This is a genomic window from Phenylobacterium sp. (assembly GCF_041913825.1).
Classification (GTDB): Bacteria; Pseudomonadota; Alphaproteobacteria; order Caulobacterales; family Caulobacteraceae; genus Phenylobacterium.
Window position 1 is genome coordinate 175,893 of record NZ_JAYSEO010000003.1, and the last position, 20,864, is coordinate 196,756.

Here is a 20,864-nt window from a genome sequence, read left to right on the forward strand (position 1 = left end):
CCCAGAGCTGCAGGATCTCCAGCGATCCGCCCTGGCGCAGGAACCCCTCGGGCGAGACCTCGGCGTGGACCAGGCCGGAGCCGGCCGTCATCCACTGCACGCCTCCGGCTTTGATGACGCTTTCGTGCCCGGCCGAGTCCCGGTGCGCCAACTCGCCCTCGAGGATGAAGGTGACCGTCTCGAACCCGCGGTGCGGATGCGGTCCGAACGGCAGGCCGCGGTTGTTCGGCGGATAGACCTGTGGGCCGTGGTGGTTGAGAAACAGGAACGGGTCCACCTGCGCCACCCGTGCGCCCGGCACCGGACGGCGCGTCACGAGGTCGCCGATGTCGTCGCGGGCGGCGGCGTGCTGGGCGATGACGGTCTTGGCGGGCATGACGGCTCCTCTTCGGGGGCGTAACGCATATAGAGGCGTTCGGCCTCTTGCGAAGCTGTCGCCTTGGCCCGAAGAACGGCGGCGATGGACGCTTCCTTCTTCGACCTGCGGGCCACCCATAACCCGCATCGCTGGTACATGCCGCTCAGCCCCGCCGTCTGCGTAGGCCCGCCGGACAACCTCTTCATGTTCGGCGGCGTGGGGCTGGCCTCGGCGGTGAGCGCCATGGAGCGCACCACCGGGCGGCCGGTGATCTGGGCGACGGCGCAGTACCTCTCCTACGCCCGGCCGCCGAGCGTGGTGGACCTGGACGTCTGGGTGCCGGCGGCGGGCAAGTACAACAGCCAGGCGCGCGTCACCGGACATGTGGACGACCGGGAGATCTTCACGGTCAACGCGGCGCTCGGCAGCCGGCCGAGCGAGCTGTCCGAGCAGTGGCTGCAGATGCCCGAGGCGCCGCGCCCGGAGGACTGCGAGCCGGCAGACCACTGGCGCGGCGGCGGACATGGCCTGCACAGCCGGATCGAGGTGCGGGTGGCGAAGGGGCGCTACGGCGCCGACCGCGTGGGCAACCCCGAGAGGGACGGGCGCTCGCTGCTGTGGGTCCGGCCGCGGGAGCGCTTTGCCATCGACGCGCCGATGCTGGCGATCATGGCCGACTTCGTGCCCTCGGGCATCGGCAATGCGCTGGGCCAGAACGCCGGCGGCAACAGCCTCGACAACACGCTTCGGGTCCGCCGGATCGTACCCACCGAGTGGGTGCTCTGCGACATCCGCATCCACGGGGTCCACGGCGGCTTCGGCCACGGCGCCATGTACCTGTTCGCGCAGGACGGCGAGCTCATGGCCACGGCCAGCCAGAGCCTGATCGTGCGCGTGCGCGAGACGGCGAAGGACCGCTAGGCGAGGGCGCTAGAACGGCGTCGCCACGACGCCCGAGCGCTCGTTGTCCCAGATCATCGAGATGATCTTCCAGGCGCCGTCCGGGCCCTTGTAGAGCTGGATGGAGTTGATCCCCCGACGCTCAGGCTCTGGGTCGGCTGGGTCGTTCCGGGCCTCGTAGAGGCTCCAGACGTGGGCCATGGCGCCCATCACGTCGATCCGCCGGGCAATCTCCACCTCGAAGAAGCCCGTTGTGTCGAAGAACGGCTGCACGTTCGCCCGGTAGTCCGCCGGGCCCATGATGGTGATCGTCGAGCGGCCGGCCTCGTCCACGCCGGTGCGCATCTGGCGCGAGTCCGGGTGGAAGAGGTCGGCTTGCCTGGCCCAGTCGCGGGGCCCGGCGGGCCCCGAGATCATGGCGTACATGCCGTCGATGACGGCTTCGATCGCGGTCCTGTCGTCCATGGCGGCCTTTGTCGCCGCAAACGACGCGCCAGGTCTAGAGGCGGCGGGGGATGACCACCGGAAGGTGTTCGTAGCCCTTGACGAAGGTCGAGTAGACCCGCTTCGGCTCGCCGACCACGACGATCTCGGGGAAGCGCTTCATGATCTCTTCCCAGATGATCTTGAGTTGCAGCTCGGCCAGGCGGTTGCCCACGCAGCGGTGGATTCCGAAGCCGAACGAGATGTGGTTCCGCGGCCGCTCGCGGTCGATGATGTAGTCGTTCGGGCGCTCGATCACCTCGTCGTCGCGATTGCCCGAGACGTACCACATGACGACCTTGTCGCCCTTGCGGATCTGCTTGCCGCCGAACTCGATGTCGGCCAGCGCGCGGCGGCGCATGTGGGCGAGCGGGGTCTGCCAGCGGATGGTCTCGGAGACCATTGACGGAATCAGGTCCGGGTTGGCCCGCAGCTTGTCGTACTGATCCGGGTTCTGGTTCAGCGCCAGGATCGAGCCCGAGATGGTGTTGCGGGTGGTGTCGTTGCCGCCAACGGTCAGCAGCACGATGTTCCCGAAGTACTCGCGCGGCTCCATGTTCCGGGTGGCCTCGCCGTGCGCCAGCATGGAGACGAGATCCCCGGTCGGCTCGGCGTTCACCCGCTCGTTCCAGAGCTTGGTGAAGTAGGCGTGGTACTCCACGAAGATCTGCATCTTCTGCTCGACGCTCTCCACGAGGCCGCCGGGCATCGGGATCGCGGTGACCACGTCCGACCAGTAGATGAGCTGGCGGCGGTCCTCCTGGGGCATGCCGAAGAGCGTCGCCAGCGTCATGCCGGTCAGCTCCTTCGACACGTTGTCGACCCAGTCGAACTCCTCGCCGATCGGCAGCTCGTCCAGGATCTTGGCGGCGCGCTCGCGGATCAGCGGCTCGAGACGCTGCAGGTTCATCGGCGACACGGCGGGCGACACCGTCTTGCGCTGCACGTCGTGCTTGGGCGGGTCCATGGCGATGAACATCGGCAGCGGGCCGTCGCCCTGTGTCTGCTCGGCGATGGTGATGCCGCCCTCGGACGAGAACACCTGATGGTTCGTGTCCACCGCCATGATGTCGTTGTACTTGGTGATCGACCAGTACGGTCCGTGCTCGCTCTCGGCGGTGTAGTGGACCGGGTCTTCCTTCCGCAGGCGTTCGAACATCGGCCAGTGGGCGTCGGCCGCGAACAGCGCCGGCTGGGCCGGATCGAGCTGATCGAGCGGGGTCGAATAAACCTCGTCCCGCGCCTTGTTGAGGGTCAGCAGATTGCCGTCGGCCATTCTATTTCCTCCGCCTGTTCCGCAATGGGTACAGGGAAGGTGACGCTGGCGTCAACTTTGTGGCGGGGCTAACGCGGTTTCGTGATCGTGCAGCCCACGACCGCGATCCGCTCCACGTCGGCGTAAGCCGGCGTGTCGAGCTCCTCGCCGAACACATCGGGATCGAGCTCGCGGTAGGCGAGGGCGCAGCCCGCCGCCTCGGCCATGGCGTAGAGTTCGCCCTTCAGGCGGTCGCGGCCGCCGCGGACGATGGCCGAGCCGGTGTAGAGCAGGAACCGGCCGCCGCCGGCGAGCTTGTCGATCGCCTGGCGCGCCCAGTCCAGCGAGATCTGGCCGCCCTGCAGGTCGCCGCCGTCCCGGTAGGCCCGGCCGGCCGGATCGACGATGTAGGGCGGGTTGGCGAGGACCAGGTCGCAGTCTGCGGGCGCGTCCTCCAGCCCCGAGGTAAGGCGGGTGGCGAGCGGCAGGCCGGCCTGACGGGCGTTGATGCGGGCGAACCGCAGGGCCTGCGGGTTCACGTCGGTCAGCAGCACCTCGCGCACCCAGCACCGGGCCGCCACGGTGAGCGCGCCCGCGCCCGCGCCGCCACCCACGTCCACGACCCGCTGCAGCCGGCAGTCGTGGCCCATCTCGGCGGCGACGAAGTCGGCGAACCGGTAGCTGTCGGGCCCGAGGAAGACCGAATTCTCGTCCTCGGTCGGGAAGGCCGAATGCAGGAACAGAAGGCCGTGCACCCGGGAGACCCGCACGGTGCTCTTCCACAGGTCGCCAGCCGGCTCGAGCACGCCGCCGGCCTGCAGCGCCTCGAACAGATCCCGCGGCAGCGCGGAGGGCTCGAACGGCAGGCTCCAGCCCAGCACGTCGCGCACGCTTCGCGCCAGGCGCATCCCGGGTCGCCGGACCACCCGCTGATGGGTCAGCGGCGTCGGGGTGACGAAGTCGTAGCCGAGCTCGTCCAGGCGCCGCAGCAGGGCGTGGAGGGCGTCGTCGGTGGAGGTGAGGGCGGCGGTGTCGGGCATCGCCAGTGAAAAGCGCGACCATGCCTGCGGGTTCACCGCATCCGATCGGCGAGGCTGGCGTTCCTGTCCCCGGTGTCCTCTTGAAGGAAGGAGCGCGCGTGGCGTCACGTTGGCCCGAGCGGCTGTGGATCGTCCGGCATGGCGAAAGCGCCGGCAATGTCGCCCGCAACCTGGCGGAAGCCGGCGGGCAGGGCCGTATCGACATCGCCGACCGCGACGTGGACGTGCCGCTCTCGCCGCTGGGCGAGGCCCAGGCCTGCGCGCTCGGCCGCTGGTTCGGCGACATGCCGGAGAGCGAGCGGCCAGAGGTGGTGCTGAGCTCGCCCTATGTACGGGCCCTGCGCACCGCCGACATTGTCCGCGACTGCGGCGGATTCTCGCCGGAGGCCCACCGGCCGACGCCGGACGAGCGGCTGCGGGAGAAGGAGTTCGGCATCCTCGACCGGCTGACCCGCCACGGCATCAAGGAGCTGCATCCCGAGCAGTCCGAGTTCCGGCGACTGCTCGGGAAGTTCTACCACCGTCCGCCGGGCGGCGAGAGCTGGTGCGACGTGATCCTGCGGCTTCGCAGCGCGCTCGACACCCTGTCGCTGCACCACGCGGACCGTCGCGTCCTGATCGTCACCCACCAGGTGGTGGTGCTTTGCCTGCGCTATCTGCTGGAGAACCTGACGGAGGCGGAGATCCTGGCCATCGACCGCGAGCAGGACGTGGCCAACTGCTCAGTGACCGAGTACCGCCTCGACCGCACCTGCGGTCCGAACGGGGAGCTGAAGCTCGCGCGCTACAACTTCACCGCGCCGCTGGAGCGGGAGGGCGCGCCGGTCACCCGCGAGCCGGACGCGGCGGTGGCGGCCCGATGAGCGGTGTGGAAGCGGTCACCGACGAGCTGCTGAGGTCTTGGCCGCCGCCCCAGATCAGCGACGACAGCGACAAGGAGAGCCGCGGGCGGGTGCTGGTGCTGGCCGGCGGCGCGCAGGTGGCGGGAGCGACCCTGCTCACGGCCGTGGCCGCCATGCGGGGTGGGGCCGGCAAGTTGCAGATCGCCGCGCCGCGCAGCCTGGCGCAGGGCCTTGCGCTGGCCATGCCCGAGGCCCGGGTGATCGCCGCGCCCGAAACGCCTGGCGGCGAGCTCTCGCCTGACGCGGTGGCGGTGCTCCAGTCGGCGCTCGGCCGCTGCCAGGCGGCGGTGATCGGTCCCGGCATGATCGAGGACGAGCCCGCCGGCGAACTCGCCCTGCGTCTGGTGGAGGCTGGCGGCCCGCCGATGGTCGTCGACGCCGCCGCCATGCGCGGCCTGACCGAGTCGCCGGAGCGCGCCGCCGCGCGCCGAGGCGAACTGGTCCTCACGCCCCATGCCGGCGAGATGGCGGGCCTGATGGGCTGCTCCAAGGACGATGTGATCCGCGACCCGCTCAGCCTCGCCCGGCAGGCGGCGGCCCGCTGGAAGGCGGTGGTGGTTTTGAAGGGCGCTCATTCCCTGATCGTCAGCCCGGACGGCAAGGCCTGGCGCAATGAGGGTGGCCACGTGGGTCTCGCCACCTCCGGCTCCGGCGACGTGCTGGCTGGGATCATAGCCGGCCTGATCGCCCGCGGCGCGCCGCCGGCCCAGGCGGCGGTGTGGGGCGTGGCCGCCCATGCGCGGGCCGGCGGGCGGCTCAGCGAGCGGATCGGCCGGGTCGGCTTCCTCGCCCGGGAGCTGCTGGACGAGGTGGCCCCGGTGATCGCTGGCCTCGGCGGCGCATGACAAAGCCGTAAGGCGCGGCGGCCGAAATCCGGTGTAGGAAGCCCCAAAGCGCGCGGGCCAAGACCCGCGCCCAGGGAGTTTCCATCCGCATGACCCTTCGCAAGTCCTGGCTCGCCGCGGCCTCCGCCGCCGCCCTCCTGAGCGCCTGCGCCACGCCCGTCGAGCCGCCCGCGCCCGTCGCCCAGGGACCCGCCCAGCCGGCGCCGGTGCGGCCGAAGCCGACGTTCGGAACCTTCGGGTTCGACACCGCCGGCATGGACCGGTCGGTGGCCCCGGGCGAGGACTTCTTCGAGTACGCCAACGGGACCTGGGTCCGCACGACCGAGATCCCGGCCGACCGGTCGAGCTTCAACAGCTTCACCGCGATCGCCGAGACCGCCGCCCAGCGTACCCGCGAGATCATCGAGCAGTCGGCGCAGTCGAACCAGGGCGGCGAGGCCCGCAAGATCGGCGACTTCTATGCGAGCTTCATGGACGAGGCTCGCATCGAGCAACTGGGCGCCGCCCCGCTGAAGCCGGCGCTGGACCGGATCGCCGCCATCCGCACCCGCACCGACCTGTCGCGCGCGCTTGGCGGGTCGATCCGCGCCGACGTCGACGCGCTGAACGCCACCGACTTCTACACGCCCAACCTGTTCGGCCTGTGGGTGGCCGAGGACCTGGACGACACCAGCAAGTACCGGCCCTACCTGATGCAGGGCGGCCTCGGCATGCCGGACCGCGAGTACTACCTGGGCTCCGGCGCGCGCTACGCCGAGCTGCGCAAGGCCTACCAGACCCATGTGGCCCGGATGCTGACGCTGGCCGGCTATCCGAATCCGGAGGCGGCGGCCGCCCGCGTGCTGGCGCTCGAGACCGCGATCGCGCGGACCCACTGGACCGTCGACCAGACGGCCGACATCACCAAGGCCAACAACGTGTGGACGCGGGCCGAACTGGCCCGCAAGGCGCCCGGGATCGACTGGGACGCCTTCCTGCAGGCCGCCGGCCTCGCCGATCAGCCGCGCTTCGGCGCCTGGCAGGACTCCGCCATCGCCGGCGCCGCCCGGCTGGTGGGCAGCCAGCCGGTGCAGGCTTGGCGGGACTACCTGGCCTTCCGCACGGTCGAGGACGCCGCGCCCTTCCTGTCCAAGGCGTTCGACGACGAGCACTTCGCCTTCAACGGCACGGCGCTCTCCGGCACGCCCCAGCAGCGTGAACGGTGGAAGCGGGGCGTGGACGTCACCTCGGTCGCCCTCGGCGAGGCCGTGGGCCGGATCTACGTCGAGCGGCACTTCCCCGCCGAGCGCAAGGCGCAGGTGGAGGCGATGGCGAAGAACGTGCTGACCGCCTTCGGCCAGCGGATCGACCGCATCGATTGGATGACCCCGGAGACAAAGGCGCGGGCCAAGGCGAAGCTCGCCAACTTCCGCGTCTACGTGGGCTATCCGAACCGGTGGCGCGACTACTCGGGCCTGGAGGTCGTGCGCGGCGACGCCTACGGCAACCATGTCCGGGCCGATCTCTTCGAGTACCGCCGGAACCTCGCCAAGCTCGGCGGGCCGGTGGATCGCGAGGAGTGGTTCATGACGCCACAGACGGTGAACGCCCTGTTCGCGCCGTCGCAGAACTCGATCATCTTTCCGGCGGCGATCCTCGAGCCGACCTTCTTCGACCCGGCCGCCGACCCGGCGGTGAACTACGGCGCCATCGGCGGGGTGATCGGCCACGAGGTCAGCCACGGCTTCGACGACCTGGGCGCCCAGTTCGACGAGCAGGGCAACCTCAAGAACTGGTGGACCCCGCAGGATCTCGCCCAGTTCAAGGCGCGCACGAAGAAGCTCGCCGAGCAGTACAGCGCCTACCAGGTGTTCCCGGACCTCAAGCTGAACGGCGAGCAGGTGCTGGGCGAGAACATCGCCGACGTGGCCGGCCTCGCCGCCGCCTACGACGCCTGGAAGCTCTCGCTGGGCGGCCAGGAAGCCCCGGTGCTCGACGGCTTCACAGGCGATCAGCGCTTCTTCCTGGGCTGGGCGCAGAACTACCGCTCCAAGTTCCGCGAGGCGTCGCTGCGTCGCGCAGTGGTGACCGGCGTCCACTCGCCGGGCCAGTGGCGGGCCTACACGGTGCGCAACCAGGACCCCTGGTACGGAGCGTTCGACGTGCAGCCGGGGCAGGGGCTCTACCTCGCGCCGGCGGACCGGGTGCGCATCTGGTAGCCGTCGTCCGCATCGAGGCTCCCGACGATCCGCGCATCGAGCCCTACCGCTCGGTGCGCGAACGGGACCTGGTTGGCCGCGAGGGGCTGTTCATCGCAGAGGGGCGCGTGGTGATCGAGAAGGCGGTCGCCGCCGGCCGCCACCCGCTCGCCTCGGTGCTGGTGGCCGAGCACCGGTTGTCGTCCCTCGGCGAGGTGCTGGACACCCTGCCGGCGGAGACCCCGGTGTACGCGGCCGGCCAGGCGGTGATGGACGCCGTCGTGGGCTTCCCCATCCATCGCGGCCTGCTTGCGCTCGGCCGGCGGGCGGAGCCCCTGGCCACGGACCTGCTCGCGGGGCTGCCCGCGGAGGCGCTGCTGGTGGCCCTTTCAGGCATCGCCAACCACGACAACATGGGCGGCCTGTTTCGCAACGCCGCAGCCTTCGGCGCCGACGCGGTGCTGCTGGACGCCGCGTGCTGTGATCCGCTCTACCGCAAGGCCATCCGGGTCTCGGTGGGCGCGGCGCTCACGGTCCGGTTCGCGCGGTTGGCCGCGGGCGAGGACCTAGCCGACACGCTGGCGGCGGCGGGGTTCGAGGTTGTGGCGCTGTCGCCGCGCGGCGAGGTCGAGATCGACGAGATCGAGCCAGGCGCCCGCACGGCGGCCCTGTTCGGCGCGGAGGGGCCGGGGCTCTCGCCCGAGGTGCTGGCGCGGACGCGCACGGTGCGGATCGCTATGGCCGGCGATTTCGATAGCCTGAACGTGGCCACGACCAGCGGGATCGTCCTGCACCGCCTGGCGGCGGCGCGCCGCTGACCTCAGCCGAAGCGGAAGGCGGAGACCACCACGTCCATCACCTGGTCGCGGAAGGCGACCTTGCCGGGCTCCCCGGAGGCCGCGCCTGCGGCCACGAAGAGGGGCGCGAGATGCTCCTCCCGCGGGTGGGCTTCGCGGGCGTGCGGGGCCTCCTCCCAGCGGGCGATGGCGGCGTTGCGCGCCGCCGGCTCGGCGATCGCCTGTTCGAGCCAGGCGTCGAAGGCGGCCGAGCGGGCGGTGAACGCCGGGCTGAAGCCGCGCATGTTGTGCCAGCTCATCCCGGAGCCGACGATCAGCACGCCCTCGTCGCGCAACGGGGCGAGCGCCCGGCCGGCGGCCAGGTGCGCCTCGGGGTCGAGGTCGCGGCGGAGCGAGAGCTGCACGACGGGGATGTCGGCCTCCGGCGTCACCAGCTTCAGCGGCACGAAGACGCCGTGGTCGTAGCCCCGCGCCGGGTCCTCGGCGGTGGGGAAGCCCGCGCAGCCCAGCAGGTCGCGCACCCGCCGCGCGAGCGCCGGCGCGCCGGGCGCGTCGAAGGTCAGCCGGTAGGTGTGTTCCGGGAAGCCGTAGTAGTCGAACAGCATCGGCGGCCGCTCCGCCGTCTGCACGGTGAAGGCCTCGGCCTCCCAGTGGCCGGAGACCACCAGGATGGCCTTTGGCCGCTCGGGGAGGTCGGCCACGAGGCCGGACAGCCAGGCGGCCGTCCGGTCCCAGGTGTCGGCGGGGCCGCGGGTCCATTCCATGAAGAAGCAGGGGCCCGCCCCGTGGGGGATGAAGAAGGTCGGGAGCGTCATGGGCAGGTCTCCGCGGCGCCCAGCGTTAGGCCGCCTCGCGGCGGACGGCCGGAGCGTTGCGCTCCACGAAGCCGGCGAAGGCCTCGGAGACGGTGCGCAGGAACTCGGCGGTGGTCTCGCTCACCAGCGTGCCCGCCTCGTCGAACAGCGACAGGGAGTTGCCGATGTAGACCTCGGGTTGGCCGAGGATCGGCATGTTGAAGAAGCTCACCATCTGGCGGAGCTGGTGGTTCGCGCCGAAGCCGCCCAGCGCGCCCGCCGAGGTGGACACGATCAGCGTCGGCTTGTCCGTCCAGACGGCCTTGCCCCAGGGGCGCGAGCCCACGTCGATGGCGTTCTTCAGGAAGCCAGGGACCGAGCGGTTGTACTCGGGCGTGACGAACAGCACCGCGTCGGCGGAAGCCACCTCCTGACGGAAGCGCGTCCAGCTCTCCGGCGGGGTGTCGGTCTCCAGGTCCGGGTCGTAGTGCGGCAGGTCGCCGATTTCGACGAAGCGGAACTCAAGGGAGTCCGGCGCCTGGTCGGCGAACGCCTTGGCGATCTTGCGGCTGGCGGAATCTTGGCGGAGCGAGCCGACCAGGACGGCGACGGTGCGGGTGTGCGACATGAGATCCTTCTCCCGTTCTCGGGTGTGCCCGCCCTAGATGGATGTATGCGTGGCTGTTGATAATCGAGCGGCGAGGCATAAGTTTCCTGCTGGAAGGGAAACAATCGCATGGACCGCTTCGACGAGATCGCCGCCTTCGCCGCCGTGGCGGACGCCCGCAGCTTCACCCACGGCGCACGCCGGCTCGGCGTTTCCAGCGCCCAGGCGTCCAAGCTGGTGGCGCGTCTGGAGAACCGACTGGGCGCGCGGCTGCTCAATCGCACCACGCGCGACGTCTCTCTCACCGACACCGGTCGGGCCTATCTGGAACGGGCGCGCCAGCTCATCGAGGACTTCGAGGCCCTGGAGGGCTCGGTCCGCGATCAGGACGGGTGTCCGCGTGGGACGCTGAAGATCTCGGCGCCCGTGTCGTTCGGCGCAAGCCAGCTCATCCCGGCGCTGCTCGACTTCGCCCGGGCCCATCCGGACGTGTCGCTCGACGTCTCGTCCACCGACCGGATGGTCAACCTCGTGGAGGAGGGGTTCGACGTGGCCGTTCGGATCGGCTCACTGAGCGATTCCTCGCTGGTGGCGCGCAAGCTGGCGGCGGTGCGGATGGTGACCTGCGCCTCGCCCGAGTACCTGGCCCGGTCCGGCACGCCGAAGAGCCTCGAGGAGCTGGCGGCGCACGAGGCGATCATCGACACCAACGCCAAGGATCCCACCGTCTGGCGCTTCGGCGGCCAGGGGGAGCGGCACGACGTGCGCGTCCGCGGTCGGCTGAGCTTCTCCGGCGCCGAGCCCTGCGTCGCCGCCGCCCGGCAGGGCTTCGGTATCACCCGCACGCCGGCCTTCGCGGCCGCCGAGGACCTGCGGGCGGGTCGCCTGCAGCCGGTGCTGTGCGCCTTCGAGCCCGAGTTGATCCACGTGCACGCGGTCTATCCGCACGCCCGGCATCTGGCGCCCAAGGTCCGCTTCTTCGTGGATTTCCTGGCCAAGCGCTACGCCGGCGAGCCCGAGTGGCACAAGGGCTGGGGCTCGGCGCATCCCGTGCCGGCTGAGCTCGCCGCCGTCTAATCTCCGGGCGGGCCGAGATACCCCGCGCCGTACACCGCCTCACGGAAGTCGCGGTGGAGCGTCCCGTCGAACGGCATCTTCTGGACGAAGAAGACCGCCGTCAGTCGATTGGCGGGATCCACCCAGAAGAGGGTCGAGGCCGCGCCGTCCCAGAAGAATTCGCCGGCCGCGCCCCTGTTCTCGGTCGCGCTGAGCGGCGGGCCCACCCGCACGGCGAAGTCGAAGCCGAAGCCGACGTTGCCCTTGCTGGGCAGGAAGTGGCGCTTGGTGACCGCCGGGTCGAGCTGGTCCGAGGCCACCAGCCGGATCGTCGAGGCCTTCAGCACCCGCGCGCCGTCCAGCTCCCCGCCGTTGAGCAGCATGCGGGCGAAGCGCATGTAGTCGTCGAGCGAGGAGACGAGGCCCGCCCCGCCCATGGTCAGCCGGTGCGGCGCGAAGTTCCGCGCCAGCATCTCCGCCTCAGGTTGGCGCGTCAGCGCGCCGTCGGGACCGACCAGGTAGGTGGCGGCGAGCCGGGGCAGAGCCGCCTGCGGCTGGGTCCAGGCGGTGTCGCGCATCCGCAGCGGCTCCAGGATCTGCGTCCGCACATAGGTTTCGAACGGGACTCCGGCCAGCTTCTCCACGAGCAGGGCCTGCACGTCCACGGAGGCGCTGTAGCTCCACTCCTGGCCGGGGTCGAAGTGCAGCGGGACCTCCGCGAGCCTGCGGCCCATCTCCGGCAGGTCGTTGCTCAGCGCCAGGGGGTCGAGGCGGCGGTACTCGGCGTCCGGCTGTTCGCCGCGCATGCCGTAGGAGAGGCCGGCGGTGTGGCGCAGCAGGTCACGGATGGTGATCGGGCGCGCGGGGGCCTTCAGCAAAGGACGGCCCGAGGAATCGAGCCCTGCGTCCACCCGCACCTGGCCGAACTCCGGCAGGTAGGCGGACACCGGGTCGTCGAGACGGAAGCGGCCCTGCTCCCAGAGCTGCATCAGCGCCACGCCGGTGACGGGCTTGGTCATGGACCAGATCTGCACGAGGGTGTCGCGGCGCATCGGTCGCTGCGCCTCGCGGTCGGCGGCGCCCACCGCGCCGAAATACCGCTCCCGGCCATCCTGCCAGATCAGCGCCGAGACACCGGCGGCCCGGCCGCTCGCCACCATCTGGCCGAGCGCCGCGTCGAGCCGACCCTTGTCGATCCTAACCGGCTGCGCCTGTGCTGCGCCGCCCGCAGCCAGCCACAGCGCCGCGGCCAGCGCCGACACCACTCGCCACATGTCTCCCCCCGTTACCGCTCACATTCTGCGGTTACTTTCGGCTGCGCAGACGGGTTTGGCCAGACGGCTCAGGCGGCGTCGGCGTCGAGAGCAGCAGCAAGCTGGTCGCGCATCATGCCGAGCGCCGTCTCGAGCGCCCGGATGCGCACCTCGGCGCGGCCGACGTCGCCATACCGCAGCTCCTGGTGCACGGTCGCGCCGCCCTGCCGGGCGCAGGCGAAGTGGACGAGGCCGGCGGGCTGGCCTGGCCCGCCTTCGGCGAAGCCGGTGATCGAGACCGCCACGTCCGCCCGGCTGTGGGCGAGGGCGCCCTCGGCCATGGCGCGTGCGGCCCGCTCGGAGACCGCACCGTCGTTGTCGAGGATCTCCATCGAAACGCCGAGCATCTCGTGCTTGGCCTCGTTGGTGTAGGTTACGAAGCCGCGCTCGAAGGCGTGGGACTGGCCGGGGATGTCGGTGAGCAGGGAGGCCAGCAGGCCGCCGGTGCAGGACTCGGCGGCCGCCAGCTTCAGGTCGCCGTCGCAGGCCCGGGCGAGGACCAGCTTCGCGAGCTCGTCCACCTGGGTCGGCAGGGCGGGGTCGAGGGCTTCGGCCATGCGATCCCTAGTGGGTGGCGCGGCTGCCCGGGCCGGCCATCTCGCCCATCAGCTCTTCCTTCCGCGCGAGGATGCGTTCGCCGACCGCCTTCGTGTCCATCTCGGACTTCAGGCACTCGGGGAAGTACTCCTTCTCCTCCTCCTCGACGTGGTGCTCGACCATCTCCTTGAGGACCGTGACCTTGGCGTCGTAGTACTCGTCGGAAGGCTCCATCTGCTCGAGCTGAGCGATCAGGTCCTTGGCTGAGGCGTGCTCGACCTCGGCCTCGTTCACCGTGTCCTGGTCCTTCACGTACTCGCGGGATTCCGGGTAGAAGATCTCTTCCTCGACCTGGGTGTGGACCTTCAGCTCCAGCGCGATCTGCTGGAAGATCTCCTGCTTACGGGCGTCGTCCTCCTTGGCCTGTTCGTACTGCTTGAAGAGGCGCTCGACTTCGCGGTGGTCGCGCTTCAGGACGGCCACGGCGTCGTTCCCGCGCGCGACGGGCGTCGTGCTCTTCTTCGCGGTGGACTTGCTCTTGCTGGCCGAGGACTTGGCGGACTTGCCGCTGCTGGACGTGCCGGTGGTGGCCATGGATCCCTCCAAACGAGGCTCCTCCGGGAGCCTTCGACTTGCCTGAACCCCGAGACCGGGCGCCGGTTCCGCTTGCATTTGGCGAGTCGAGCGGCTGGTAAGGGACCATGAGCCGGGGCGCGACAGTGACGGTGGCGGGTGCGGGCGCGCTCGGCCTGAGCGCGGCTCTGGCGCTGGCGGACGCGGGCTGCCGGGTGACGGTGTTCGACCCCGCCGCACCGCTCGCCAGCGCCTCAGGGGTCGCCGCGGGGATGCTGGCGCCGGTCTTCGAGGCCGTGCTCGATCCTGAGGCGCGGCCGCACTTCGACCTCCTGATGGCCGCGCGGAACCTGTGGCCGGCGCTGGAGGCGCGCGTTGGGCTGACGCTCGACCGCTCCGGCGCGCTGGCGGTGGGCTCACCGGGCTGGCTGGGCGCGATCGACGCCGAGCTCGCCCGCCTGGGCGAGCATGCCGCGGAGCTGCCGAGGGCGGCCCTCGAGGAGCTTGCTCCGGGACTCTCACCCGTGTTCGGCCGCGCGCTCTGGACCCGCGAGGACTGGCGCCTCGACGCCGCGGCGGCGCTCTCCGCCCTCCGCCGCGCCTGCGACGCCGCCGGCGTGGCGTTCCGCCAGGAGGCGGCGACGGGCTTCATGGACGCCGAGCGGCTGGTCGTGGCTACCGGCGCGGGGCAGGGCCTCGCTGATCTCGCGCCCGAACTCGCGGCGCTGACGCCGATCAAGGGGCACATCTTGCGCGTCGGGATGTCGCCGACGCCGGCCATGACCGTGCGCGGCGAGGGAGTCTATGTGGCCGGCGCGGACCGCGAGGCGGCGGTCGGCGCCACCATGGAGGCGGGAGTGGACGATCCCACGCCCGACCCTGCCCAGGCGGAGCCGCTGCTGCTTCGCGGCGCACGGCTGTTCCCGGAGCTGAGGGGAGCCGGCCACGTCCTGGCGGCCGGAGTGCGTGCCGCGACGCCCGACAGCCTGCCGCTGGTCGGGCCCGGCCGCACGCCCGGCGTGGTCCTGGCGGTCGGCGCGCGGCGCAACGGCTGGTTGCTCGCGCCCATGGCCGCCGGAATCGTGGCGGCTTGCGTGACGGAGCGGGACCCCGGGCCCCATGCCCACCGCCTGGCGCCGGGCAGGTTCGAGGCGGAGGGGGCATGACGGGCTTCTGGCTCAGCGACGAACAGCAGGCGATCCGCGAGGGGGTGCTGCGGCTCTGCGCCCGCTTCGACGCGGAGTACTGGCGCCGCACGGACGAGAGCGGCGAGTTCCCGGAGGCCTTCGTCGCCGCCATGGCCGAGGCCGGCTGGCTGGGCGCGGCCATGCCCCAGGACCTGGGTGGCTCGGGCCTCGGCCTCACCGAAGCTGCGATCGCTATGCAGGCGGTGACGGAGAGCGGGGCCGGCTTCACCGGCGCCAGCGCCCTGCACCTGAACATCTTCGGCCCCATGCCGCTCGCGAAGTTCGGCAGCGAGGAGCAGAAGCGCCGGCTGATCCCGCGCCTGATCTCTGGGGCGGACAAGCTCTGCATCGGCATCACGGAGCCGGACGCGGGGCTCGACACCACCAGCCTCACGACCCGCGCCGAGCGCACCAATGACGGCTGGAAAATCTCCGGTCGTAAGGTGTGGACGACCTCGGCCCAGCGGGCGAACAAGATCCTGATCGTCGCCCGCACGACCCCGAGGGATCAGGTCCAGAAGGCGACCCAGGGCATCAGCCTGTTCTATGCGGACTTCGACCGGACGCGCATCCACGCCACGCCCATTCCCAAGATGGGCCGCAAGGCTGTCGAGTCGAACTCGGTCTTCATCGACGACCTGCACGTTCCGGCCGACGCCCTGGTGGGCGAGGAGGGACGGGGGTTCTACTACCTCCTGGAGGGGCTGAACCCCGAGCGAGTGCTGTTCGCGGCAGAGGCGGTGGGGCTGGGCCGGGCTGCGCTCGCCCGGGCGGCGGACTACGCGAAGACCCGCGTGGTCTTCGGCCGCCCGATCGGCCAGAACCAGGGCGTGGCCCACCCGCTCGCCAAGGCCTGGGCCGAGCTGGAGGCGGCGAACCTGATGGCCTTCAAGGCCGCCGCCCTCTACGACGCCGGCCGCGAGTGCGGAGCAGAGGCCAACGCCGCCAAGTACCTGGGCGGCGAGGCGGGCTTCCGGGCCTGCGAGGCGGCGGTCCTCGCCCACGGGGGCATGGGCTACGCCAAGGAGTTCGACGTGGAGCGCTACTTCCGCGAGTCCATGATCGCCCGCCTCGCTCCGATCAGCCGGGAGATGGTGTTCAACTTCCTGGCCGAACGGGTGCTGGGCCTGCCGCGCAGCTACTGAGGCAGGCGGAACGCGATGGGGATCACCACGTGGGCGCCGTCCACAGGCCGGCCGTCCACCGTCTGCGGGCTCATCCGGAAGTAGCGCGACAGCTTGAGCGCCGCCTCGCCGAAGCCCGCGTCGGCCGGAGTCTCGGAGACCACGGCGCAGCCGGTCAGGCTCCCGTTGGCGGTCACCGAACAGCCAATGGAGGCCCGGCCGTCGAGCCCCAGCCGCTGCGCCCGCTCGGGATAGAACCGCGCCAGCTCGTTGGCGCCGGGTCGTTTCAGCCAGGTGGGCGAGCGGATCACCGGGTCGGCGCGGACCGGCTCCGGGGCCACTACGGGTTCCGGGGGAAGGGGCGCCGGCTTGAACGGCTCAGCCGGGCCGGGCGTAGGCTGCACGGGCGTCGGCGCGACGTCGATGGGGCCGGGAATCGGCGCGGGTGGCCTGACCTTCACCGGCGGCTTGTCGAGCTTTGGCGGATCGAGCGGCTTCGGCTTCTCCAGCGTCACCCAGGGGGCCTCGATGACCACCTCGTCGGGCAGGTCGGCGGGCGCCGCAGAGAATTTCATGTATGCAACATAGGCGCCGACCACCACATGTACGCCGAGGGAGGCGGCGATGGCGACGGTGAGGTGCTTGGGACGCCCCGTCCCTCGGGAATCGAAGGTAAGCGGGACGAACTGGCGGGCTATCACGGCGTGTCCTCCTGTGTTTTGCAACATTGCAACAATGTTGCAATGTGGAGAGAACGCGCGAACCTGCACGCCGTCAACATGCTCCGTAGGCGTGACGGTGTAAGAAATGCCGCAGGGGGCGCGAGCGGGGCGTGGCGGGTATGGTTAGCGGCGCGTTAACCATGCCGGCCGCAGGACTCGGCCATGGCGATCCAGGGAATCCGCGGCGCGGTGGAAGGGGCGATCCAGCGCGCCTCCAAGGCGACCGGTGTCGACTTCTCGTTCCTGATGCGCACCGCCAACCGCGAGAGCGGCTTCAACCCGCACGCCAGGGCGTCGGGCTCCTCGGCCACCGGCCTGTTCCAGTTCGTCGAACAGACGTGGCTGCAGACACTCAAGAACCACGGTTCCAAGCATGGGTACGCCCGTTACGCTGAGCTGATCTCCAAGGGCTCAGACGGCAAGTACCGGGTGGACGGCCCGGAGGCCCGCCGCGCGGTCATGGACCTGCGCCTCGACCCGCACGCCGCCTCGCTCATGGCCGGCGAGCTGGCCTCGGACCACGCCGCCTATCTCAAGGGCCGGGTGGGGCGGAACCCGACGGCCGGCGAGCTCTACGCCGCCCACTTCCTTGGCCCGCAGGGGTCGGCCAAGCTGATCCGGGCCATGGAGCAGCGTCCCGACGCCAGCGCCGCGAGCCTGTTCCCCGACGCCGCCCGCGCGAACAAGGCGATCTTCTACCGCGACGGTCGCGCGGCCTCGGTGGCGGAGGTCTATGCGAACCTCACGCGGACGGGCGGCGCGGGCCAGGCGACGGAACTGGCCGAGGCGACCCCGCCGCCCGAGGACGAGTTCATCCAGTACGCCTCGGCCCGTCGGGACGACCGCGTCCGGCAACAGGACGCCCTCGTGGCGCTGATCCTCAGGGGCTCGCAGCCGGCCGACCAACTGGGGGTCGGCTCGCGCCTGACCGGCTCGATCTTCACCACCGAGATGCTGAAGATCCTGGCCGACGCCCGGGACGAGAGCTGACGGCCGCCGTCAGCCGGCCTCCGCGGCCCCGTTCTTCAGCAGCGCCTCGATCTCCGCCTCACCGTAGCCGATCTCCGCAAGCACCTCGCGGGTATGTTCGCCGAGCTTCGGGCTCGCCGGCCGCACGCCCGTCTCGACGCCCGGGAAGACCGCCGGGGCCGCGGGCTGGGGATAGGTCCCGCCCTCGCCGTCGGCGACCTGCAGGATCGCGCCCGCGGCGGCCACCTGCGGATCGGCCACGACCTCGGCCGGGGTCTGCACGGGGGCCCAGACGAGGTCCGCCTCGTCCAGCCGCCGGGCGATCTCGGCCATGGGGAGCGTGGCGAAGGCCCTGTCGAACTCGGCGGTGATCTCGACCGTGTTCTCGCGGCGTAGACGCCCGGTGGCGGCGCGCGGGTCCTCGATCAGGTCCGGGCGGCCGGCCACCCGGCAGAAGGCCTCCCAGCCACCGGACGCGCCGCGGGGGTTGTGCACGAACCAGTGGCCGTCGGCGCTCTGGAACACGTTGGCCAGCGGGTTCATCGGCTGGCTGCGCGGCTTCAGCGAGGCGAGCCGGCCGAACTTCATCTGGATCGCCAGGTCCGAGCTCAGGGCATAGACGCCGGTCGCAAGCAGCGAGGTCTGCACCAGCCGCCCCTTGCCGGTCCGCTCGCGCTCGTAGAGGGCGGCCAGGATCGCCGAGACGGTGGCGAGCGACGTGGTGTGGTCGCCGACCCCGGTGCGCAGCATGAAGGGCTCGGTCCCCTTCGGCGGAATCATGTTGGCGACGCCGGCGCGGGCCCAGAAGGCGGTGACGTCGAACCCGGGCTTGTGGGCATCCGGCCCCTCCAGCCCGTAGCCGGTGATCACCGCGTAGACCAGCCTCGGATTGGCGGCGAGCAGCGCCTTGTCGTCGAGGCCCGCGCGCTTGAGCGACGCCGGGCGCACGTTGGTCAGGAACACGTCGGCCTGGCCGGCGAGCCTGGCCAGCGCCTCGCGGCCCTCCGGCTTGGCGATGTCCAGCACCACGCCGCGCTTGCCCCGGTTATCGAGGTCGAAGACGGGGTTGCCCGAGAGCTGGCTCTTGGTGTCGGCCAGGGTGTGGCGCATGGCGTCGCCGCCCGGCCGCTCCACCTTGATGACGTCCGCGCCCCAGTCGCAGAGGATGCCCGCGGCGCCCGGTCCGGCGATGTAGGCGGAGAAATCGACGACCTTCAGGCCCTGCAGCAGCACGGCGTCCCCCAGGCTTCTTGTGCGTTTGGGGGCAGTCTAGAACAGGTTGCGGTTTACGCCACGACGCGGTCGTTCGCGGCCGGGTCGGCGGCCAGCGCCTCGGCGATGGCGCGGGCCACCGCCGCCGGGGTCACGGGCTTGCGCAGCAGGGCCTCTGCGCCGGCCCCTAGGCAGTCGCGCGCCTCGTCGGGCCCGCCGATCACCGCCACGATGGGCGTGAGCGACGCGCGTCCGTCCAGCGACCGCACCGCGGCCATGGTGGCCGGCCCGTCCAGGCCCGGCATGCGGGCGTCGATCATCATCAGGTCGAGGTCGCAGACCCGTGCCAGCTCCACTGCGCGTTCGCCGCTGGCGGCGTGCACCACCTGGTGTCCGAGCTGTTCGAGCTGGGCGCGCAGCATGGCCGCGTTCAGCGCCTCGTCGTCGGCCAGCAGGATCCGCAGGCGGCGGGCCTCGGCCTTGGGCTCGGGCGTGGCGGCGGGCAGGGGACGGGCGTGCCGATCGTAGGGCATCTCCAGGGTGAAGCAGCTCCCGACGCCCAGGGTGCTGTGCGCCCTGAGCTCGCCGCCCATGAGCCGGGCGAGCTGGCGGGCGAGCGTCAGGCCGAGGCCAGCGCCGGGCGCGCCGGCGCTGGTACGGGCGACACGCTGGAAGGGCTCGAAGGCCACGGCCAGCTCGTCGGCGGTGAGGCCTGGACCGGTGTCGGCGATCTCGATGACCAGCCGGCCGTCGATGACGGCCAGCCGCGCCTCGACGGCGCCGCGGACGGTGAACTTCAGGGCGTTGCCGAGCAGGGCGTTCAGCACCTGCCGCAGGCGCACCGGGTCGGCGATGGCCGCTCCCGAGCCGGCCGCGAGATCCGGCTGCACCTGCACCTTGAGCTCGAGCCCCTTGGCCGAAGCCTGGGGCCGGCTCAGCAGCACGAGGTCGCGGACAAGGGCGATGGCGTCGACCGGCTGCGGCCGGACGGTTAGTCGACCGGCCTCCGCCGTCTCGGCGTCGAGGGTGGTATCCAGCACCTGCAGCAGGTCGTTGGCCGCGTCGAGCGCCGCGGAGAGCTGGCTGCGGGAAGGCGCGGTGCGTCCGCCGCGCCCGGCGGCGGCGGCCAGCACGTGGGCCACACCGGTCAGGCCGTTGCGGATCTCGTCGCCCAGAGTCGCCACGAGGTCGGACTTCGAGCGGGCGAGCCGGCGGGCGGCCTCGGCCTGGCTGGCGCGCTCGGCGATCAACATCTCGCGTTCGGCCGCGAGCGCAAACTGCCGGCGTAGGATGCGGTTGACCACCAGGCTGAGCGCCAGCGCGAGCGCCACCGCGCCCCAGGCGATCTGCGCCGCCTCTCGCGCCCCCTCGGTCGTGAAGAGGCCGATGAGCGGCCCGGCGAGGGCGACGGGGGCGACGATCAGCAGGCTGGGCAGCCAGGGCGCGGTGAAGACCACGCAGACGATCGCCGCCGCGAGGGCCGCCAGCAGCAGCAGTTCGCGGTAGGGACCTGCCCCCATGGCGAAGGCGGCGATCTGGGCGATGGCGCCGGCCCAGATAAGCCCGCCGAGGATCTGCACCCGGGCGCGCCGCCGCGGGTCGGCGGCCTGCGGCTCCTTGAGCCAGTTCACCACGGCATAGAACGCGCCCCAGCCGATCGCGAAGATCACGAAACTGACGCTCATCCAGGCGGCGTTGGGGGCATGGCTGCCCGCCCAGACGTAGGCCGGCAGGCAGACGCCGAAGGCGGCCAGCGCCCACGGCAGCAGCGCGCATTGGGCCTGCAGCGCCTGTTCGCCGAGGGAGAGGCCGCCGCGGAGCGGCTCGCTGGCGATGGGCTGACGCACTCTTCACACGACCCTGGCTGTTCGTGAGCAGGCTATGGGAAGCGCGGTTGGCGGCGGGTTACGGGAAGAAGTTAATCAACAGATTCGCCCGGCAAGGCCCCGTTAAGCATGGCCGTGGCAGGGTCGACTCGTGGGACTAAAATGGTCTCACGAGGGACCAGAAGGG

At 71.4% G+C, this 20,864-nt stretch carries 21 protein-coding genes; 9 read left to right on the forward strand and 12 right to left on the reverse strand.

All coding sequences use genetic code 11. The annotated features are described in order from the left end of the window. On the reverse strand, positions 1-376 hold a 376-nt coding region (locus ACE3Q8_RS03375), incomplete at its 3' end, for a pirin family protein (protein ID WP_374468828.1). Between the two features lie 84 nt (positions 377-460). On the opposite strand from ACE3Q8_RS03375, the gene ACE3Q8_RS03380 reads away from it, so the two are divergent. Beyond that, on the forward strand, positions 461-1,279 hold the full coding sequence (locus tag ACE3Q8_RS03380) for an acyl-CoA thioesterase (RefSeq protein WP_374468829.1): 819 nt from the start codon (positions 461-463) through the stop codon (positions 1,277-1,279). A gap of 9 nt (positions 1,280-1,288) precedes the next feature. Here ACE3Q8_RS03380 and ACE3Q8_RS03385 read toward each other — a convergent pair whose 3' ends face one another. The 3 genes from ACE3Q8_RS03385 to ACE3Q8_RS03395 all read right to left on the reverse strand — a co-directional run bounded on the left by ACE3Q8_RS03385 (position 1,289) and on the right by ACE3Q8_RS03395 (position 4,036). Further along, on the reverse strand, positions 1,289-1,723 hold the full coding sequence (locus tag ACE3Q8_RS03385) for a hypothetical protein (protein ID WP_374468830.1): 435 nt from the start codon (positions 1,721-1,723) through the stop codon (positions 1,289-1,291). A 34-nt stretch (positions 1,724-1,757) separates the two neighbouring features. Then, entirely contained in the window at positions 1,758-3,017 is a 1,260-nt protein-coding gene (locus tag ACE3Q8_RS03390; RefSeq protein ID WP_374468831.1) for a cytochrome P450, read from the reverse strand. 68 nt (positions 3,018-3,085) lie between these two features. Further along, positions 3,086-4,036 (reverse strand): methyltransferase, encoded by a 951-nt coding sequence (locus ACE3Q8_RS03395; protein WP_374468832.1) that lies wholly within the window; start codon positions 4,034-4,036, stop codon positions 3,086-3,088. A gap of 98 nt (positions 4,037-4,134) precedes the next feature. Between ACE3Q8_RS03395 and ACE3Q8_RS03400 the strand changes: the two genes are divergently transcribed. From ACE3Q8_RS03400 to ACE3Q8_RS03415, 4 genes are all read left to right on the forward strand, one after another. Beyond that, on the forward strand, positions 4,135-4,899 hold the full coding sequence (locus ACE3Q8_RS03400; protein ID WP_374468833.1) for a histidine phosphatase family protein: 765 nt from the start codon (positions 4,135-4,137) through the stop codon (positions 4,897-4,899). Further along, on the forward strand, positions 4,896-5,783 hold the full coding sequence (locus ACE3Q8_RS03405; RefSeq protein ID WP_374468834.1) for an NAD(P)H-hydrate dehydratase: 888 nt from the start codon (positions 4,896-4,898) through the stop codon (positions 5,781-5,783). Before ACE3Q8_RS03400 ends, ACE3Q8_RS03405 begins: the two co-directional genes overlap by 4 nt. 89 nt (positions 5,784-5,872) lie before the next feature. Continuing rightward, positions 5,873-7,981 (forward strand): M13 family metallopeptidase, encoded by a 2,109-nt coding sequence (locus ACE3Q8_RS03410; RefSeq protein WP_374468835.1) that lies wholly within the window; start codon positions 5,873-5,875, stop codon positions 7,979-7,981. Between the two features lie 53 nt (positions 7,982-8,034). Beyond that, entirely contained in the window at positions 8,035-8,778 is a 744-nt protein-coding gene (locus ACE3Q8_RS03415; RefSeq protein WP_374468836.1) for a TrmH family RNA methyltransferase, read from the forward strand. Positions 8,779-8,780: 2 nt separating this feature from the next. Here ACE3Q8_RS03415 and ACE3Q8_RS03420 read toward each other — a convergent pair whose 3' ends face one another. After that, positions 8,781-9,572, reverse strand: coding sequence for a class III extradiol ring-cleavage dioxygenase (locus tag ACE3Q8_RS03420; protein ID WP_374468837.1), 792 nt, complete (start codon positions 9,570-9,572; stop codon positions 8,781-8,783). A gap of 25 nt (positions 9,573-9,597) precedes the next feature. Further along, positions 9,598-10,179 carry an NADPH-dependent FMN reductase gene (locus ACE3Q8_RS03425; RefSeq protein ID WP_374468838.1) on the reverse strand — a complete coding sequence of 194 codons (582 nt, stop codon included), beginning with the start codon at positions 10,177-10,179 and terminating at the stop codon, positions 9,598-9,600. A 108-nt stretch (positions 10,180-10,287) separates the two neighbouring features. On the opposite strand from ACE3Q8_RS03425, the gene ACE3Q8_RS03430 reads away from it, so the two are divergent. Continuing rightward, positions 10,288-11,235, forward strand: a complete 948-nt coding sequence (locus ACE3Q8_RS03430) for a LysR substrate-binding domain-containing protein (RefSeq protein WP_374468839.1) — start codon at positions 10,288-10,290, stop codon at positions 11,233-11,235. On the opposite strand, the gene ACE3Q8_RS03435 is transcribed toward ACE3Q8_RS03430, so the two are convergent. From ACE3Q8_RS03435 to ACE3Q8_RS03445, 3 genes are all read right to left on the reverse strand, one after another. Continuing rightward, complete coding sequence (locus tag ACE3Q8_RS03435) at positions 11,232-12,488, reverse strand: serine hydrolase domain-containing protein (RefSeq protein ID WP_374468840.1); 1,257 nt, start codon at positions 12,486-12,488, stop codon at positions 11,232-11,234. The genes ACE3Q8_RS03430 and ACE3Q8_RS03435 overlap by 4 nt on opposite strands. Positions 12,489-12,556: 68 nt before the next feature. Next, complete coding sequence (locus ACE3Q8_RS03440; protein ID WP_374468841.1) at positions 12,557-13,084, reverse strand: CinA family protein; 528 nt, start codon at positions 13,082-13,084, stop codon at positions 12,557-12,559. 7 nt (positions 13,085-13,091) lie between these two features. Then, positions 13,092-13,658 carry a hemerythrin domain-containing protein gene (locus tag ACE3Q8_RS03445; RefSeq protein WP_374468842.1) on the reverse strand — a complete coding sequence of 189 codons (567 nt, stop codon included), beginning with the start codon at positions 13,656-13,658 and terminating at the stop codon, positions 13,092-13,094. Positions 13,659-13,765: 107 nt separating this feature from the next. Here ACE3Q8_RS03445 and ACE3Q8_RS03450 point away from each other — a divergent pair, with 107 nt between their 5' ends. Both ACE3Q8_RS03450 and ACE3Q8_RS03455 read left to right on the forward strand, forming a co-directional pair. Further along, positions 13,766-14,803 (forward strand): FAD-dependent oxidoreductase, encoded by a 1,038-nt coding sequence (locus tag ACE3Q8_RS03450; RefSeq protein ID WP_374468843.1) that lies wholly within the window; start codon positions 13,766-13,768, stop codon positions 14,801-14,803. Continuing rightward, on the forward strand, positions 14,800-15,969 hold the full coding sequence (locus ACE3Q8_RS03455) for an acyl-CoA dehydrogenase family protein (protein ID WP_374468844.1): 1,170 nt from the start codon (positions 14,800-14,802) through the stop codon (positions 15,967-15,969). The genes ACE3Q8_RS03450 and ACE3Q8_RS03455 overlap by 4 nt, the downstream gene beginning before the upstream one ends. On the opposite strand, the gene ACE3Q8_RS03460 is transcribed toward ACE3Q8_RS03455, so the two are convergent. Beyond that, positions 15,963-16,649 (reverse strand): TonB family protein, encoded by a 687-nt coding sequence (locus ACE3Q8_RS03460; protein WP_374468845.1) that lies wholly within the window; start codon positions 16,647-16,649, stop codon positions 15,963-15,965. The genes ACE3Q8_RS03455 and ACE3Q8_RS03460 overlap by 7 nt on opposite strands. 183 nt (positions 16,650-16,832) lie before the next feature. Here ACE3Q8_RS03460 and ACE3Q8_RS03465 point away from each other — a divergent pair, with 183 nt between their 5' ends. Beyond that, entirely contained in the window at positions 16,833-17,660 is an 828-nt protein-coding gene (locus ACE3Q8_RS03465; protein WP_374468846.1) for a transglycosylase SLT domain-containing protein, read from the forward strand. Between the two features lie 9 nt (positions 17,661-17,669). On the opposite strand, the gene ACE3Q8_RS03470 is transcribed toward ACE3Q8_RS03465, so the two are convergent. Together ACE3Q8_RS03470 and ACE3Q8_RS03475 are read right to left on the reverse strand one after the other, a co-directional pair. Further along, positions 17,670-18,872, reverse strand: a complete 1,203-nt coding sequence (locus ACE3Q8_RS03470; RefSeq protein WP_374468847.1) for a CaiB/BaiF CoA transferase family protein — start codon at positions 18,870-18,872, stop codon at positions 17,670-17,672. 53 nt (positions 18,873-18,925) lie between these two features. Continuing rightward, positions 18,926-20,698, reverse strand: coding sequence for an ATP-binding protein (locus ACE3Q8_RS03475; RefSeq protein WP_374468848.1), 1,773 nt, complete (start codon positions 20,696-20,698; stop codon positions 18,926-18,928). Positions 20,699-20,864: the final 166 nt, after the last annotated feature.